This is a genomic window from Rhodoferax ferrireducens T118 (assembly GCF_000013605.1).
GTDB lineage: Bacteria > Pseudomonadota > Gammaproteobacteria > Burkholderiales > Burkholderiaceae_C > Rhodoferax > Rhodoferax ferrireducens.
This window is the reverse complement of the sequence record NC_007908.1, coordinates 1,659,566-1,677,518: the sequence shown is the minus strand read 5'-3', so window position 1 is coordinate 1,677,518 and position 17,953 is coordinate 1,659,566. Positions and strand designations below refer to the sequence as shown.

The 17,953-nt window shown below is 62.4% G+C and carries 12 protein-coding genes and 1 tRNA gene; 5 read left to right on the top strand and 8 right to left on the bottom strand.

Features of this window, described 5'->3' with window-relative positions; all coding sequences use genetic code 11:
- Position 1 precedes the first annotated feature (1 nt).
- The 5 genes from clpP to RFER_RS07815 form a co-directional block, all read right to left on the bottom strand.
- A complete protein-coding gene (gene clpP, locus RFER_RS07835) occupies positions 2-610 on the bottom strand; it encodes an ATP-dependent Clp endopeptidase proteolytic subunit ClpP (RefSeq protein ID WP_041791699.1) in 609 nt (202 codons plus the stop codon).
- A 144-nt stretch (positions 611-754) separates the two neighbouring features.
- Positions 755-2,065, bottom strand: a complete 1,311-nt coding sequence (tig, locus tag RFER_RS07830) for a trigger factor (RefSeq protein WP_011463853.1) — start codon at positions 2,063-2,065, stop codon at positions 755-757.
- Between the two features lie 80 nt (positions 2,066-2,145).
- Positions 2,146-2,232 (bottom strand) — tRNA-Leu (locus RFER_RS07825).
- Positions 2,233-2,290: 58 nt separating this feature from the next.
- Complete coding sequence (locus tag RFER_RS07820) at positions 2,291-5,473, bottom strand: efflux RND transporter permease subunit (RefSeq protein WP_011463852.1); 3,183 nt, start codon at positions 5,471-5,473, stop codon at positions 2,291-2,293.
- Positions 5,474-5,480: 7 nt separating this feature from the next.
- Positions 5,481-6,677 (bottom strand): efflux RND transporter periplasmic adaptor subunit, encoded by a 1,197-nt coding sequence (locus tag RFER_RS07815; protein ID WP_011463851.1) that lies wholly within the window; start codon positions 6,675-6,677, stop codon positions 5,481-5,483.
- Between the two features lie 147 nt (positions 6,678-6,824).
- Here RFER_RS07815 and hpnC point away from each other — a divergent pair, with 147 nt between their 5' ends.
- From hpnC to RFER_RS07795, 4 genes are all read left to right on the top strand, one after another.
- Positions 6,825-7,709 (top strand): squalene synthase HpnC, encoded by an 885-nt coding sequence (gene hpnC / locus RFER_RS07810; protein WP_011463850.1) that lies wholly within the window; start codon positions 6,825-6,827, stop codon positions 7,707-7,709.
- A 10-nt stretch (positions 7,710-7,719) separates the two neighbouring features.
- Positions 7,720-8,559 carry a presqualene diphosphate synthase HpnD gene (gene hpnD / locus RFER_RS07805; RefSeq protein WP_011463849.1) on the top strand — a complete coding sequence of 280 codons (840 nt, stop codon included), beginning with the start codon at positions 7,720-7,722 and terminating at the stop codon, positions 8,557-8,559.
- A 566-nt stretch (positions 8,560-9,125) separates the two neighbouring features.
- Positions 9,126-10,430: a hydroxysqualene dehydroxylase HpnE gene (gene hpnE / locus RFER_RS07800; RefSeq protein WP_011463848.1), complete on the top strand. Its 1,305-nt coding sequence runs from the start codon at positions 9,126-9,128 to the stop codon at positions 10,428-10,430.
- Between the two features lie 54 nt (positions 10,431-10,484).
- A complete protein-coding gene (locus RFER_RS07795) occupies positions 10,485-12,914 on the top strand; it encodes a penicillin acylase family protein (protein WP_011463847.1) in 2,430 nt (809 codons plus the stop codon).
- 595 nt (positions 12,915-13,509) lie between these two features.
- Here RFER_RS07795 and RFER_RS07790 read toward each other — a convergent pair.
- Positions 13,510-14,409: a D-amino acid aminotransferase gene (locus RFER_RS07790; protein ID WP_244095832.1), complete on the bottom strand. Its 900-nt coding sequence runs from the start codon at positions 14,407-14,409 to the stop codon at positions 13,510-13,512.
- A 77-nt stretch (positions 14,410-14,486) separates the two neighbouring features.
- Between RFER_RS07790 and hemH the strand changes: the two genes are divergently transcribed.
- Complete coding sequence (gene hemH / locus RFER_RS07785; protein ID WP_011463845.1) at positions 14,487-15,596, top strand: ferrochelatase; 1,110 nt, start codon at positions 14,487-14,489, stop codon at positions 15,594-15,596.
- 156 nt (positions 15,597-15,752) lie between these two features.
- Here hemH and pap read toward each other — a convergent pair whose 3' ends face one another.
- Both pap and RFER_RS07775 read right to left on the bottom strand, forming a co-directional pair.
- Entirely contained in the window at positions 15,753-17,318 is a 1,566-nt protein-coding gene (gene pap / locus RFER_RS07780; RefSeq protein WP_011463844.1) for a polyphosphate:AMP phosphotransferase, read from the bottom strand.
- Complete coding sequence (locus tag RFER_RS07775) at positions 17,318-17,896, bottom strand: restriction endonuclease (RefSeq protein WP_011463843.1); 579 nt, start codon at positions 17,894-17,896, stop codon at positions 17,318-17,320. Before RFER_RS07775 ends, pap begins: the two co-directional genes overlap by 1 nt.
- Positions 17,897-17,953 lie beyond the last annotated feature (57 nt).

The following is a 17,953-nucleotide window of genomic DNA, read 5'->3' as shown; positions in this document are numbered from 1 at the left end:
ACTATGCCCTTTTCGAGATGACCTGGTCAATCAGGCCATATTCTTTGCACTCGTCCGCCGACATGTAATAGTCGCGCTCGGTGTCGCGCTCAATACGCGCCAACGGCTGGCCGGTGCGCTCGGCCAGAATCTTATTCAGTTGCTCGCGGGTTTTCAAAATCTCGCGCGCCTGAATTTCGATCTCCGTCGCCTGCCCCTGACTGCCGCCCGAGGGTTGATGAATCATGACCTTGGAGTTAGGCAGTGAGAAACGTTTGCCTTTGGCCCCGGCAGCCAGCAAAAATGCACCCATGCTGGCGGCCATACCTGTACACAAGGTAGATACATCGGGCTTGACAAAGTTCATTGTGTCAAAAATCGCCATGCCAGCGCTGACCGAGCCGCCCGGCGAGTTGATATAGAACGATATATCCTTATCCGGGTTGTCGCTTTCCAGGAACAGCAATTGCGCCACCACCAGATTGGCCACATAGTCGTTGACTGGACCGACCAAAAAAATGACACGCTCCTTCAGTAGCCGCGAGTAAATGTCGTAAGACCGCTCGCCGCGCCCTGACTGCTCAATCACCATGGGCACCATGCCCAAAGCTTGCGTTTGCATTGCACCCATCATCATGTTCGGCAGACTCATCTTGACTCCAAAAAATTAACTGTACTGTAGCGAAAAATATTTGTCCCAAAAGAAATGGGGCCTGCAGGCCAGACTACAAGCCCGGCCCAAGCCCCATTGCAGCTGCCAGGGAACAGCTATTTATCAGTTTTGAGCCATCAGTTCGTCAAAGGACAGGGCCTTGTCGCTGACTTTGGCTTGCGCCAACACAAAGTTGGTAACATTGTTTTCAATCACGATCGCCTCGACCTCGGCCAAACGGTTGTTGTCGCTGTAATACCAGCGCATCACATCGGCCGGCTTTTCGTAGCTGGCCGCCAATTCCTCAATGTGCGCCTTGACTTGCTCGGGAGTGGCTTGCAGATTGTTGGAGCGAACCAACTCAGCCACCACCAGGCCCAAACGCACACGACGTTCAGCTTGGGGACGGAAAATATCCTCAGGCATCGGCGCCTTGTCCGCGTCCTTGATTCCACGTTGCTTGAGATCAGCGCGCGCACCTTCCATCAAGCGATTGACTTCCGCTTGCACGCTCGCGTTCGGCAGATCCAGTTCGGCCTTGCCCACCAGTGCATCCATGACAGCCTGTTTGTTGCGGGCCAGCAGGCGGGCCTTGACTTCACGCGCCAGGTTTTTCTTGATGTCTGCGCGCAAGCCTTCCACGGTAGCGTCTTCAATGCCCAGTGACTTGGCCAGCGCCCCGTCCACGTCCGGCAGATGGGCGGCTTCAATTTTCTTGAGCGTCACCATGAAGTCTGCGGTCTTGCCTGCCACGTCCTTGCCGTGGTAGTCAGCCGGGAAAGCCATCTGAAAGGTCTTGCTTTCGCCTGATTTCATGCCGCGGGTGGCTTCTTCAAACTCTTTGAGCATCTGGCCGTCGCCGACGATGAACTGAAAATCTTCCGCCTTGCCGCCGGCGAACACCTCGCCGTCAATCTTGCCTTCAAAATCAACCGTCACACGGTCGCCGTCTTGCGCGGCAGCGTCATGCGGGCGCTGGGAAAAGGTCCGACGCTGCTTGCGCAGGATATCAACCGTCTTGTCGATGGCGCTGTCAGTGACTTCAGCGGATATTTTTTCCACCTCCGCAGTGCTCAGATCACCAATTTTCACGTCTGGATAGACTTCGAACACCGCGTCAAACGCCATTTCGCCTTCCGGTGACGCTTCTGATTCAGAGATGCGTGGCTGGCCAGCCACGCGCAGCTTGGCTTCATTGGCGGCGTTAAAGAAGGCCTCGCCGACCTTGTCGTTCATCACCTCATAATGCACCGAGTAACCATAGCGCTGTGACACCACGTTCATGGGCACCTTGCCTGGACGGAATCCGTCCATCTTGATGGTGCGTGCGAGCTTTTTCAAACGCGATTGCACTTCAGATTCGACAATACCAACGGGTAAGGTCAGCGTCATCTTGCGTTCCAGCTTTTCCAGCGTTTCAACGGTAACGGCCATGGTGATTCTCCTAAATACAAACAATGGGAGGGACAGAACTGGTCGCTACGCGACTGCGGACTGTCCCGCAAATATCCAAGTGGTGCGCGGGGGGGGACTCGAACCCCCACACTGTTTCCAGCGTCAGGACCTAAACCTGGTGCGTCTACCAATTTCGCCACCCGCGCAAAAAACAAAGAGGCCGGCCTGCAAGACCAGCCCCGGGAAATCGGTCAACCTGGAATTCTAACTTGCCGCGTTCGGTTCCCGCCTGACCCGGAACCAGGCCGCATACATGGCTGGCAAGGCCAGCAAGGTCAAAACCGTGGCCACAACCAGTCCGCCCATGATCGCCACCGCCATCGGGCCCCAGAAAACCGAGCGCGACAGGGGAATCATGGCCAGCACGGCCGCCGCTGCGGTCAGCACAATCGGGCGCAGGCGGCGCACTGTCGACTCCACAATCGCCTCCCAATCCGGCACGCCGCGGGCGCGGTCCTGCTCAATCTGGTCGATCAGAATCACCGAGTTGCGTTGAATCATGCCCATCAGCGCGATCACCCCCAGCAGCGCCACAAAGCCAAAGGGCCGGTTCAGCAGCAGCAGCGCCGCCGCCACGCCCGCAATACCCAGCGGCCCGGTCAGGAACACCAGCATCGCGCGGCTGAAGCTGTGCAGCTGCAGCATCAGCAGTGTGAAAGTGATGAACAGCATGATGGGAATGCCAACGATGATCGAGGCCGACCCCTTGCTGCTCTCCTCCACCGCACCGGCGACTTCGATGCGGTAGCCACTGTGGCCGCTCTGCGCCCATTGCGTTTCCAGCTTTTTGAGTTGCGGCAGCAATTGAGCCGTCACCGTGGCGCCCTGTAGTCCTTCAACAATGTCGCCCTGTACGGTGATGGCGTAGTCGCGGTTCTCACGCCACATCACGCCCGGCTCCCAGGCAAACACCGGCTTGGCGATCTGCGTCAGCGGAATCGATTTGCCGGAGGCCGTCGGCACATACGCATTGGCGATATCGCTGATGGCGTTGCGCTCAGCCAGCGGTTGGCGCAGCACGATGTCGATCAATTGGTCACCTTCACGGAACTGGCCGACCGTGGCACCGCTAAAGATGGCTCTGGACGCCTGGGCAATGGACTGGCTGCTCACGCCCAGCGCGCGGGCCTTGGTCTGGTCCACCTCCAGGCGCATCACCTTGACCGACTCGTTCCAGTTGTCATTGACACCGCGCATGTTCGGGTTCAAACGCAGGATGGCGTTGACCTCGTCGGCACGCTCGCGCAGCAGCAGCGGGTCCGTGCCCACCACACGAAACTGCACCGGATACGGCACCGGCGGGCCGTTGGGCAAGAGCTTGACCCGCCCGCGCACCTCGGGGAACTCGGTCGCCAGCAGCGCCGGCAGCTTGACCCGCAGCGACTCACGCAGCTTCAGGTCCGCGGGCACGACGATGAACTGCGACACATTGGTCTGCGGGAAAACCTGATCCAGCGGCAGGTAAAACCGCGGCACCCCCGAGCCCACCCACTGCGTGACGGATGCCACGCCCGGCTCAGCCAGCAGGCGCGCCTCCACCCGCTTGGCCACGGCTTCATTGGCGGCAAACGAGCTGCCTTCGGGCGACCAGATATCGACGATGATTTCGGGCCGGCTCGAATCCGGAAAGAACTGTTGCTGCACCCGGCCCATGCCCACAATGCCCAGCGCAAACACCAGCAGGGTCGCGCCCAGGGTGAGCCAGCGGTGCTGCACACAAGCGTTCACCGCGCGCCGGAATGCGTTGTAAAACGGCGTGTCGTACGGATCATGCACGGGACCCGCGCTTGGCTCGTCCGCGCCGGCGCGGTTCGCCAGCACCACATGCGGGGGCGCCTTGAGCAGCAGCGTGCCCAGGTAAGGCACAAAATAGACCGACACGATCCAGCTCAGCACCAGCGCAATGACCGTCACCGCAAAAATCGCAAAAGTGTATTCACCCACGGTCGATTGAGCCAGGCCAATGGGCAAAAAACCGGCCGCCGTGATCAGCGTGCCGGTGAGCATCGGCATGGCGGTGATTTCATAGGCAAAGGTGGCGGCGCGCACCTTGTCATAGCCCTGCTCCATCTTGGTCACCATCATCTCGACCGAAATAATGGCGTCGTCCACCAGCAACCCGAGCGCAATGATCAGCGAGCCGAGTGAAATTTTGTGCAATCCGATGCCCCAGTACTGCATCGCCAGGAACGTCATTGCCAGCACCAGCGGAATGGTGATGCCCACCACCAGACCGGGGCGCATGTCGAGCGTCCAGCGTTTGAGCAGTGAGTTTTGGCCGGGCCGCTTGTGCAGCCCCAGGCTGACGAAGCTGACCACCAGCACGATCGTCACCGCCTCGATCAGCACCTTGACAAACTCACGCACCGACGTCGCCACGGCCGTCGGCTGATCCTGAATCTGCACCAATTTCACGCCGACCGGCAGCGCCTTTTCCAGCCGCTGCGTCGTGGTCTTGAGGGCTTTTCCCAAAGCGATGATGTCGCCACCCTTGGTCATGGCAACCCCGAGCGCGATCACTTCCTGGCCCTGATGGCGCACCTTGATCACAGGCGGATCCACGTAGCCGCGCTCGATGCTGGCAATGTCACCAAGGCGCAGTTGCGCGCCCGAGCTGCCGCGTAGGGGCATGGCGCGCAAGTCGTCCGTCGCGTTGAACTGCCCGGCCACCCGCAGCTGCACCACGTCCAGCGGCGTCTGCACTGCGCCCGCCGACTCGACCACATTTTGCTGGCCCAGTTGCGCCAGCACCGCGTTCATATCCAGGCCGAGCTCGGCCAAGCGCCTTTGCGAGATTTCTATGTAGAGTTTTTCGTCCTGCACACCAAACAGCTCCACCTTGGCCACATCCGGCACCCGCAGCAACTGTTGGCGTGCATCGTCGGCAAAGGTCTTGAGCTCGGCATAGCTGAAGCCATCGGCCTGCAGCGCATAGATCACGCCAAACACATCGCCAAAATCATCGTTAAAGAACGGGCCCAGCACGCCCTGGGGCAGCGTGCCACGCATGTCGCCCACCTTCTTGCGCACCGAATACCAGACGTTGGCGACCTCGCTGGCCTTGGACGAGTCCTTGATCTGGAAAATGATCTGCGACTCGCCCGGCTTTGAGTAACTGCGAATCTTGTCGGCGTAGGGCACTTCCTGCAGGGTGCGCTCAATCTTGTCGGTCACCTGCTCCGCCACCTGCTGGGCAGTGGCGCCGGGCCAGTAGCTGCGCACCACCATGGCGCGAAAAGTGAACGGCGGATCTTCATCCTGCCCCAGCTGGAAGTACGCCGACACGCCCAGCAGCAGCAGCACCAGCATCAAAAACCGGGTCAGCGCCGCATGCTCCAGCGCCCACCTGGACAGATTGAAACTCTTTTTGGATTGGTGGTGTTTCATGCGCACCTCACTTGGCCACTGCGCTCGCAGCGGACGCAGCCGGTGCGGGAGTGGCGCCTGGTGGCACCGAAACCGCTACTGAATTAGTAGCTGCTTGCGTCGTATTGACGGAGGCTAGAGCCTTATTTTCCTTATAGATGGTCACTTTTTGACCGGGCGACAACACATGCACACCGGCCACCACCACCTGCATGCCCGGCTGCAGACCGCCCGCCAGCACCACCTCGTTGCCATCGACCGTGGCAATTTGGACCGGCTGCAGCCGGACCGTCATGCTGGGTTTGTCGAGCACCCACACCGCTTGCGACTTGCCGTCCTGGCGCAAGGCACTGGTGGGCAGCTTGATGGCCGGCGCGGCGCCGCGATCCAGGCTCGACAGCAGCACCGTGACGGTCGAACCCAGGGCCAAAGTGTCTTGAGCCCCCAGCGCCACCTTCACGCCAAAAGTGCGCGTCACCGGGTCGGCACTGGCCGCCACCTCACGCACCACCCCGTTGACGCTGGCCGCGCCGGACCAGCCGCGCACGACCACCGCCGCGCCGGTCTTGATCAACGCGACCTGGTCTTCCGGCACGGCAAACGCCACATCACGCGGGCCGTCCTGCGCCACCCGCACCACCGGCGTGCCGGCAGCCACCACCTGACCCGGTTCGGCCTCCACCGCCGTCACCACGCCCGCCACATCGGCCACCAAGGTGGTGTAGGAGGCCTGGTTGCCTTGACCGCCGGACTGCGCCTGGGCCTGGGCCAGTTGCGCCTGCGCAGCCTTCAGGCCGGCCTCTCGCCGCTCCAGTTCAGCCGCGCTGATGAAGTTGCGCTCGCGCAGGTCCTGGTAGCGCTTGAAATCTGAAGCGGCCAGCTCCTGGCTGCTGACCGCTGCGGCCACCTGCGCCCGCGCCGCTTGCGCCGCCAACTGGTAGTCCAGCGGATCCAACTGCGCCAGCACCTGGCCTGCCTTGACGCGCTGGCCCAGCTCCACCTGGCGCCGCACAATCTTGCCGCCCACCCGAAAGCCCAGGCGCGACTCGACGCGGGCGCGCACCTCGCCCGCGAATTCGGCGCCAGAGTCCATGCGCGCCAGCCCCACGGTGATGACCTTCACGGCGCGGACCGGCTCCTCACTCGGCGCTGGCCTGGAACAAGCGGCCAACAGAAGCACGGTCGCGATGAGCGTCGCCCGGAATTGAATTGAGTTGATGGACATGGTGAAAACGTGGTGAAGAGTCGCAAAGGCCGCCGTGGTCGATTGGCAGATTAATTAATGACCAACAGGTTATTAATTTATGAGAAATACGAGAACTTGTCAATAGTGAGCGGGAGACAAACCACTTACAGGCAAAATCAACTCACCATGCAACACCCCGCCACGGCTAAGCGACCCGCCCCCGATCCGATCACGCACTATGAGAATTTTCCCGTCGCATCCTGGTTGTGTCCGGCCCACTTGCGTGCCCCGATTACCGCGCTGTACCACTTTGCCCGCACCGCCGACGACCTGGCCGATGAAGGCGATGCCACGGCGACGCAGCGCCTGCAAGACCTGCAGGACTACCGCCAACAGCTGACCCATGCCTGTCAAACGACTGGCGCTGCAGCCGACACTGACCGCAAGGCGCGCTGGGCGTCCGTATTCGGGCCATTGCAACACGCCGTGCAGACGCACCAGTTGCCCGCGCCGCTCCTGCACGACTTGCTCGATGCGTTTGTGCAAGACGTTGAAAAAACACGCAACGGCAGCGGCTACGCCACCCAGGCCGAGTTGCTGGACTATTGCCGCCGCTCCGCCAACCCGATTGGTCGCCTGCTGCTGCACCTCTACGGCGTGACAGATACGCAGGCGCTGGCCCTGAGCGACGACATCTGCACCGCGCTGCAGCTGATCAACTTCTGGCAAGACCCGAGCCGCGACCTGCCGCGCGGGCGCAACTACTTCGTGACCGACGACTGCGAGCGCTTTGGCGTCGCGCTGGCCGATCTGCAGACTTGCCAACAAACCCAATCAGTGACCAATTTGATAGCGGCCTACGCAGCTGCAGCAAGGGCCAGGATGCTGAAAGGCTCTGAACTGGTGCACCTGATTGCGGGCCGTGCCGGCTGGGAGCTGCGCCTGGTGGTGCAAGGGGGCCTGCGCATTCTGGACAAGATCGACGCCCTGCACTTTGCCACGCTGCGCCAGCGCCCACGCCTGCGCTGGTGGGACGCGCCCATCCTGCTGTGGCGCGCCCTGTGGATGTAACAATAGCCCCATGACGCCACAAGACTACGTCCAGCAAAAAGCCGCCGCTTCGGGCAGCAGCTTCTATTACGCCTTTCTGTTTTTGCCGCCGACCCAACGCGCCGCCATCACTGCCTTTTATGCGTTCTGCCGCGAGATCGATGACGTGGTGGATGACATGGTGGACCCCAGCGTGGCCAGCAGCAAGCTGGCCTGGTGGCAGGCCGAAGTCACCCAGTCGTTTGCCGGGCGGCCCAGCCACCCGGTGCTGCAGGCCTTGATGCCCCTGGCGGCCGAGTTCCAGATTGAACAACACCACCTCCAGTCCGTGATCGAAGGCTGCCAGATGGACCTGACGCAAACCCGCTACCTCGACTACCCCGGCCTGCAGCGCTACTGCCATCTGGTGGCGGGCGTGGTGGGCGAAGTGGCAGCGCAGATTTTTGGTCAGACCGTGCCGCAAACCACCCTGTACGCGCACAAGCTGGGCCAGGCGCTGCAACTCACCAATATCATTCGCGACGTCGGCGAAGATGCCGGGCGGGGCCGCATCTACCTGCCGGTCAACGAGTTGCAGCAGTTTGACGTCAAGGCACATGAAATCCTCAAGCGCAGCTACTCCGAGCGCTTTACCGCGCTGATGCAGTTTCAGGCCCGGCGTGCACAAGGCCTGTACGACGAGGCGCTGGCCCTGTTACCCGCCGTAGATCGCCGCGCGCAAAAGCCAGGCCTGATGATGGCCAGCATCTACCGCGCCTTGCTCACTGAAATCGAGCACGACAACTTCCAGGTGCTGCACCAGCGTATCAGCCTCACGCCCTTGCGCAAACTGTGGCTGGCGTGGAAGGTGCAGGCGCTGGGGCGGATGTGAAGAGCCCGAAGCTGGCAAAAACCTCGTTTCGGCATGGCGCTCGACAGGAGACCCTTTGCCCGCTGTCGTGGGCTTGACCAGGTTGGTTTTTTGAACTTTTTTTCCCCCACTCACCCCCCCCTGCCCCCCTCTCGCCCCGCCGGGCGAAAGGGGGGAGCCTCATGTGGCCGCGTGTTGAAAGGTGGGAAATTTGAGCCCGACTTCACGCTGGCCTCGAAGTGGCAGCAACTCATCTCGAAACCGATTAGCCGGTTCAAGGCCAACGTGCCATCGCGCGTTTATTTCCCACCTTCAAAGACAAGGCCAAATGTGGCTGTTAGCTCCCTTTCCGCCCCGGCGGGGGTGGAGAGGGTTGGGGTGAGGGGGGGAATACAACGCGAAAAAAATAGAAACGCTGTTGGTAGCCAGTTTGACAGTCCAAGCCCTGCCAGCCATCACGCTCAAGAAATACTACAAAAAGACGAGCACCTAACCCATACAGGACGGTGGCTAGAGGCCAAAAGCATTCAAAGCAATGCAGTTTCGCCGCCAGCAAGTTCCGCCGCAGCATGCAAGCGCAGCAGCCCATGAAGATTGCCATCATCGGCGCCGGCTGGGCCGGCCTTGCCGCCGCAGTCACAGCCACGCAAGCCGGTCACCATGCGACTATTTTCGAAGCGACTCACACCATCGGCGGGCGGGCCAGAGCCGTCAAAGGCACATTGCCCGACGGCACCCCCGTCACACTGGACAACGGCCAGCACATTCTGATTGGCGCCTACACCGAGACCCTGCGCCTGATGCGCCTGGTCGGGGTGGAGACAACGACCGCCCTGCTCCAGCAACCCATGACCCTGCTGTTCCCCGACGGCCTGGGCGTGCGCTTTGCCGCCTGGCCGACGCCGCTGGACGCCCTGGCGGGCATCGTGCGTGCCCGTGGCTGGAGCGTGCGCGACAAATGGTCCTTGCTGCGTGCGGCCACGGCCTGGCAACTGGCGGGTTTCCAGTGCGACGCCCGCAGCAGCGTCGCCCAACTCTGCCAGGCCTTGCGCCCGCGTGTGATGGCGGAGCTGATTGAGCCGCTGTGTGTGTCGGCCCTCAACACCCCGGCCGCGCGGGCCAGCGCCAGCGTGTTTTTGCGCGTCATGCAAGACGCCTTGTTGGGTGTGCAGGGCGGCTCCCGGCTGCTGCTGCCTCGGCTTGATCTCTCCCAGCTGTTTCCCGACGCAGCGGCCCTTTGGCTCACGCAACGCGGTGCGCAGCTGCACGTGGGCGCGCGGGTCGCCACCATCGAGCCCCAAGGCGCGCAGTGGCGAGTGCACGGCGGGCCACTGCCGGAAGCCCTGTTTGACGCGGTGATTGTCGCGACTTCAGCCTCAGAATCGGCCCGAGCCCTTGATAACACGGCGCAAGCAGCTCCTGATTCAATAGCCAATGAAATCCGGCACTGGACGCAGGCCTGCCGCGCCCTGCAGTTCGAATCCATCGCCACCGTCTATGCCTGGGGCCTGGGCGCCACCCTGCCCGAGCCGATGCTGAGCCTGCGCAGCCACGCGGCTGCCCCAGCCCAGTTTGTTTTTGACCGCGGCCAGCTGGGGGGCCCAAGCGGCCTGTTGGCCTTTGTGGTGAGCGCCAGCAGCGCCGGTACGGCCACCTTGCAGACGCAAGTGCTGCAGCAGGCCCAACAACAGCTCGGCCTGGCGCTGCAAGCGGTGCAAACCATTCAGGAAAAACGCGCCACCTTTGCCTGCACACCCGGGCTGCAACGCCCTGCCCTGCGCATCGCACCCGGCCTGCTCGCTTGTGGCGACTACGTGGCAGGCCCTTACCCGGCCACGCTGGAGGGCGCCGTGCGCAGCGGCATGGCGGCGGTGGCAGCGGCCGTGGCCTGACCGGCCGGCATTTATGATGCGGCGTCAAGCACCCACCATCCACACACCCGCCCCATGAAACCCGTCCTGAAAACTGCCGCCCTGCTGCTGACCGGGCTGATCGCAACAGCGGGCGCGCTCGGCGCCTGGTACATCCACACCAAGCAGCCGCAGCGCTCGGGCGCCATTGCCATGACCAGCCTGCAGGCCCCTGTCAGCGTGCGTTATGACGAGCGCGGCGTGCCGCACATCTGGGCCGAAAACGAAGCCGACCTCTACCGCACCCTGGGTTTCGTGCACGCGCAGGACCGCCTGTTTCAAATGGAGATGGTGCGCCGTCTGGCCCAAGGGGAGCTGGCCGAGGTGCTGGGGCCCAAACTGGTGGACGTGGACCGACTGTTTCGCACCCTGGGCATACGCGCCCACGCGCAGGACGCAGCGGCCAAAATGGACCTGCAAAGCCCCGCCAGCCGGGCCTTGCTGGCCTACCTGGACGGCATCAACCAATTTCAGGCCACCCACCCGGCCCCGCTTGAATTCGACTTGCTGAAAATTCCCAAGCGGCCCTTCACCGCGCAGGACACACTGGCCGTGTCGGGCTACCTGGCTTACAGCTTCGCCGCCGCGTTTCGCACCGAACCGGCCCTGAGCTACGTGCGCGACAAACTCGGCGCGCGCTATTTGGCCGTGTTTGACCTCGACTGGAACCCGCAAGGCGTGATCCAGCCCGGCGCGCCCGCCAACACCACGGCGGCCCTGAGCCCGCCCGACTGGCAGGCGCTCGCCCAGCTGTCCCAGCTCAGCGGGCAGGCGCTGGCTCTGGCCGGTGTGCCACCCTTCGAGGGCAGCAACGCCTGGGCGGTGTCCGGCAGCCGCACCGCCAGCGGCAAACCCCTGCTCGCGGGCGACCCCCACATCGGCTACTCGGCACCCTCGGTCTGGTACGAGGCCCATCTCGCCATGCCCGGTTTCGAGTTGTACGGCCACCACCAGGCCCTCACCCCGAGCGCGCTGCTGGGCCACAACCCGCAATTTGGCTGGAGCCTGACCATGTTCCAGAACGATGACTTGGATCTGATCGCCGAGAAAGTCAACCCGGAAAATCCGAACCAGGTCTGGTACCAGGGCCGTTGGGTCTTTCTGCAAAGCCGCGTTGAGACCATTCTGGTCAAGGGCGGCGAGCCGGTCAAACTGACCCTGCGCCGCTCACCGCACGGGCCCATCATCACCGACGCTTTCAAGGACAGTCTGGGCAAGACGCCGGTCGCCATGTGGTGGGCTTTTCTGGAAACCGAGAACCCGATTCTTGACGCCTTCTATGAGCTCAACCGCGCCAACACACTGGAGAAAGCACGCAACGCTGCCAGCAAAATCCACGCGCCCGGCCTGAACGTGGTGTGGGCCAGCGCCAGCGGCGACATCGGCTGGTGGGCGGCAGCCAAACTGCCGATCCGCCCCGATGGTGTCAACCCCAGCTTCATCCTGGATGGCAGCACCGCGGCGGCGGATAAATTGGGCTTTTACCGCTTCAGCGACAACCCGCATGAAGAAAACCCGCAGCGCGGCTACATCGTGTCGGCCAACCACCAACCCAAACCCAGCAGCGGCGTGCCGGTCGCGGGCTATTACAACCTGGCCGACCGCGCCCAGCGGCTGGACGACCATCTGCGTAACGACAAAGTGCGCTGGGACAGCAAGACCGCTCAGACCTTGCAGCTCGACACCCTGACCGGCTACGGGCCGCGTGTGCTGGCACCCCTGCTGCCGATTTTGAATTCCTTCATCACGGTGCCGGTCGAGCGAGCCATGCTGGAGAGCCTGGCTGGCTGGGACGGCAGCTACCAGCTCAACAGCATCACACCCACCGTCTTCAACCAGTTGCTCTATGAACTGACGCACGCCGCATTCGCCGATGAAATGGGCGAGGTGCAGTTCAAAAACCTGCTCGGCACGCGCGCGCTGGACTCGGCCCTGCCGCGGCTGGTTGCGGATGCCGACTCGCCCTGGTGGGATGACATCACCACCCCGGCGCATGAGGGGCGCGCTGACATCGTCAAAGTGGCCTGGCGCGCCACCATCGAGCACCTGCAAAAGACCCTGGGCAAAGACGCCACCAACTGGGGCTGGGGCAATGCCCACACCTTGACGCACAGCCACCCGCTGGCGGCACAAAAGCCGCTCAACTGGTTGTTCAACGTCGGCCCGTTCCCGGCCCCGGGCGGGCACGAGGTGCCCAACAACCTGTCCAGCCCGCTGGGCCCGGCACCTTGGGCCGTGAACTACGGTCCCTCGACCCGGCGCGTGATCGACTTTGCCGCGCCCGGCCAGTCCGTCGGCATCAACCCGGTTGGTCAAAGCGGCGTTCTGTTTGACGCGCATTACGCCGATCAGGCGCCGATCTTCATTGCCGGTGGCTACCTGTCGCAGCATCTCAGCGAAGCCGATGTCGCCGCCCATACCCGCAGCACCCTGACGCTCAGTCCGGCAGCGGCACCCGGCAACTGAGCGTTGCGCTGGCAACCGAAAGAACAGTTGCTACGCGATGCATGGGAAATTGATGGCAAAAACAACCTGATGCCCGGATTGAGCACGGGTTGACAGTGATTGTTTTGTCGCCTTTGCTTTTTTTGTTGCTTTTGTATTCCCCCCCTCTCCCCCAGCCCCTCTCCACCCCCGCCGGGGCGGAAAGGGGAGCTAACAGCCACATTTGGCCAACACTTTTAGGGTGGGAAAGAAGGAAATCAAACGCACGCTGACCTCAAAGTGGCGGCATGGCATTGACAGGCCGGTCACCGATGCAAATGGCGCACTGGCTGTCAGTTCAGGTTTGGCATCGATCGTTCAAATGACCGGATCGGCTGGTTCATGAGTTACCGCCCCTTCGAGGCCAGCGCGCATATGAGCGATTATTTCCCACCGTAAAAGACGCGGCCACATGAAGCTCCCCTCTTTCGCCCGACGGGGCGAGAGAGGGGTTGGGGGAGTGAGTGGGGAAAAAATAACTTTGACAAACAAAGCCGCAAAAGCCCAGCCGTCCCCAAATCAGCAATCAGCACTTCGCGCCCGAACCCTCGTTCGGCGATGGCCAGACGCCGCGCAATCAGGCGGTGGGCGACTGCCGCGACTGCGCCTTGGCTTCGCTGTAACCCGCGTACAGCTGCGCATAGACGGGACCGGGCTTGCCCTGGCCCACTGGCTTGCCGTCCAGCGTTGTCACCGGCAACACCTCTTTGGTCGCAGACGACAGCAGCAGTTCGTCGGCGTCCCTCACTTCTTCACGGCTCAGGCGACGCAGCTCAAAAGGAATACCGCGGGCACGGCAGATGTCTTCAATCAAGCGGTAACGAATGCCTTCGAGCACCAGGTTGTCTTTGGGCGTGCCCAGCACCTTGCCGCCTTTGACAACCCAGACGTTGCTGGCCGCCGCTTCACTTAAAAAGCCGTCGCGGAACATGATGGTCTCCGTCGCGCCGGCGTCAAAGCTGATCTGGCGCGCCAACACCGAGCCCAGCAGGCTGGTGCTTTTGATGTGGGCTTTTTCCCAGCGGAAGTCATCCGCCGTCACGCAGGCCACGCCCTGGCTGCGCATCGCCTCGCTAGGGAGCTTCATGGCATTGATCATGACGAACACGGTGGGCGTGATGTCGGTCGGCATGACATGGTCGCGCATGGCGACACCGCGGGTGATCTGGATGTAGATCAGTTGATCGATGTTTTGGACGCTAGCCCCCGTGGAATCGGCATGAGTAACTATTAATTTATGAGCAATTTCAGCCCACTGGGCAGGTGTCAACGGATTGGCAATACGCAACTCGGCCAGGCTGCGGTCGAGCCGCGCCATGTGCTGGGCAAAGCGGAACAACTGGCCGCCATACACCGGCACCACTTCATAGACGCCGTCGCCAAAAATGAAGCCACGGTCCATGACGCTGATCTTGGCATTGGGGAGTTCGGTGAACTCGCCGTTGAGGTAACAAGGCAGGGGGGGTAGAGTGTTCATGACTGAATTATCCATGGGCCGCAAGACCCTGTGGTTCCAGAGCGCGAGTGCTGAAGAAACTGCGCGAAAATGCGCCGATGTCTTTCTTCAAACTCTCCCCCTTCGCCCCCGAGCCCCCGTTCAGGCACGGCCAGGTGCCACGCACCGCCGTGCTGTACTGCAACCTCGGCACACCCGACACCCCCACCACACCTGATGTGCGGCGTTTTTTAAGTGAGTTTTTAAGCGACCCGCGCGTGGTTGAAATCCCGCGCCTGCTTTGGCTGCTGATCCTGCACGGCATCATCCTGCGTGTGCGCCCGGCCAAATCGGCCGCCAAATACGCCAGCGTCTGGCTGCCCGAAGGCTCGCCACTCAAGGTGTGGACCGAAAAGCAGGCCAAGCTGCTGCAAGGCTGGCTGGCCCAGCGCGGCCACCAGGTGCAGGTACGCTACGCCATGCGTTACGGCAGCACGTCGATCGCCGAACAACTCGATGCGCTCAAGGCCGCCGGTACCACCCGCGTGCTGATTCTGCCGGCCTACCCGCAATACTCCGCCACCACCACGGCCAGCCTGTTTGACGCGGTCTACGCCTGGGCCGGCCAGGTGCGCGCCATTCCCGAACTGCGCTTTGTCAACCATTACCACGACGACGCCCGCTACATTGCCGCGCTGACCATGAGCATTCAGCGTCACTGGAAAAGCCATGGCCGCCCGGATCAACTGGTGATGAGTTTTCACGGTGTGCCCGAACGGACCCTGCAACTGGGCGACCCCTACCACTGCGAGTGCCGCAAAACCGCGCGCCTGCTGGCCGAACAACTGGGATTGAGCCAAGAGCAGTTCAAGGTCACGTATCAATCGCGTCTGGGCCGCGCCAGGTGGTTGCAGCCCTACACCGAGCCGAGCCTGATCGCCATGGGCAAAGCAGGTGTCAAACGCGTCGACGTGGTGTGCCCGGCCTTCACCAGCGACTGCCTGGAAACACTGGAAGAAATCAACATGGAAGGCCGCGCCGCCTTCCTGCAGGCCGGCGGCAAAGAGTTTCATTTCATCCCCTGCCTGAATGACGACCCCGAGTGGATCACCGCACTGTGTGACATCACGCAGCAGCACCTGGCGGGCTGGCCAACACAGGCCGCGCCGGATGCGCCCCAGTTGGCAGCGTCACGCGCGGCGGCGCTGGCCTTGGGCGCCAAGCAGTAGGCCGGCGTCCTGCCAACCAGTCCGCTCACACGGGTGAGTAGCTATTATTTTAATAGCTACTTACCATTATTCAACGGGGGCTAGAGGCCAGTTTTATATAAATCATTCGAACGCAAGATGTGTCATCCGGGCCGTGAATCAGAAGCCTGATCAAACTCACTTGGCCGACTTTTTGCCGGCGTTCTTGTGCTTGGCGGGTTTGTCCGTCTTCTGGCGACCGACTGCGGCGTCCACCTGCGGCGTGTTGTCAAATTCGGCCTGCAGGCGTTCACACAGCGTGCGCAAGATTTTGATGCGCGCATAGTTTTTGTCATTCGCCTCCACCAGGGTCCAGGGCGCGTTGCCGGTGCTGGTGCGCTCCACCATGTCGCAAATCGCCTGCTGGTAGGCGTCCCATTTGTCGCGGTTGCGCCAGTCTTCCTCGGTGATCTTGAAGCGCTTGAATTCAACCTGCTCGCGCGCCTTGAAGCGTTCAAGTTGCTCCGCCTGGCTGATCTGCAGCCAGAACTTGACCACCACCACCCCGGCCTCGGCCATCTCATGCTCAAAGTCATTGATCTCGGTGTAAGCGCGCAGCCAGTCGTGTTCCGCGCAAAGGCCCTCCACCCGTTCCACCAGCACCCGGCCGTACCAGGTGCGGTCAAAAATGGTCGCATGGCCGTGGCGCGGCAGGTGGCGCCAAAAGCGCCACAGATGCGGTTGTGCCCGCTCTTCATCGGTCGGCGCTGCCACTGCAATCACCTGGTATTGGCGCGCGTCCAGGGCGCCTGCAATGCGCCGGATGGCTCCACCTTTGCCAGCGGCGTCTGCGCCTTCAAACGCGCAGACCAGCGAGCGGCCCTTGAAGCGCGGATCGCGCATCAGCTCGGCGAGGCGCCCCTGCCAGCGCGCCAGCTCGCGCTCATAAGGCTTGTCGGCCAACTGCAGGCCCAGATCAAGCTGCGAGAGCACATTGCGGCCGTCGGTATCGACCCGCACCATCGGCGCCACCGGTGACTCCTGAGGCTCAGTGTCAGCCAGGCGACTCTTCAACGCGGCCAGCAAGACCTGGCCTACCGTGAGAGAGCGGTAGCGGTCATCAGCCCCCTCCACCACCACCCAGGGTGCCCACGGCGTGTTGGTGATGCGCAGCAAATGGCCCGCCACGTCTTGCAGCTTATCGTAGGTCTTGAGGCGGTCCCAGTTCCATTGCGTCACGCGCCAGGCGGTATGCGGGTCGGCCTCCAGCGCCTTGAGCCGGTCTTTCTGCCCCTGCTTGGTCAAGTGAAACCAGAACTTGAGCACCAGCGCGCCTTCATTAACCAGCATGGCCTCAAAGCGGTTGATCTGCTCGGCCCGGGCATCAAGCTCTTTGAGGGAGATGTCACCCTGAATGCGTTCGCGTATCGGGTCCGAATACCAGGAACCGGCAAAGATGCCGATGCGGCCCTTGGGCGGCAGCTGGCGCCAGTAGCGCCACATCGGCGGGCGTTCGCGCTCCTCATCAGTGGGCTCGGAAAACGCCAGCGTGGCCATAAAGCGCGGGTCCATCCACTCGTACAGCACATTGATGGTTTCGCCTTTGCCGGCGCCGTCCTGGCCACTGATCAGCACCAGCACCGGAATCTTTTTGTCCGCGAACAAATCCACCTGCGCTTCGAGCAAGGCGGCGCGCAACAACGGCACCGCCTCGCGGTAGGCGGCTTTGCCAATCTTGTGGCCGATTTCTGCCGATTCAAACATCAAGCTGCTCCCGATGGCATGAGCAGCTGCGCCAGTTCAGCGAGGGTCATCAAATGGATGCCCTGCGCTTTGGCAAAGCGCTGTGCGCTGTCGCTCACGGGCGCCAGACTGATAAAGGTGCTGGCGCTGGCGCCCAGCGTCGCCTGGGCTGACGCCAGCTCCTGCAAGGGCTGCACGCCGGTGTTGGCCGCCTTCCAGCGCTTGCAGCTGAGCAGCGTGATGCGTGCGTCCTTGAGCAACTGAAGATCAGCCCCCGGGTGGCTGGGCCGCGTGACGACATAACCCTGGCGCTGAAAAGCCGCCTCGATCAGCGCAGAAAAGTCGCGCCACGACATCGCGGCAGCTTGCCCAAGCAGCTCGGCCACGCGCGCCGGCTTGGGCGCGTGCCGCTGGCGCCAGGCCGCCAACAGCGCGATGCCCAAAAAAGGCAGCGCACCCATCACGCCAAACGGCACATAGGCGGCAGGCAGCAGTGCGCCAGACGCCAACACAATCACGGCCACCACCAGCAGGCTGATCCACCACGGCGCGCGCAGCAGGATCGCAAACAGCGAGTTTTCGGATATCTTCAATTTCATGGGTTTCCCACTCAGTTCCTGCTGTTTTTCCGGTTGATCTGCAGAGCAGCGCAAGCC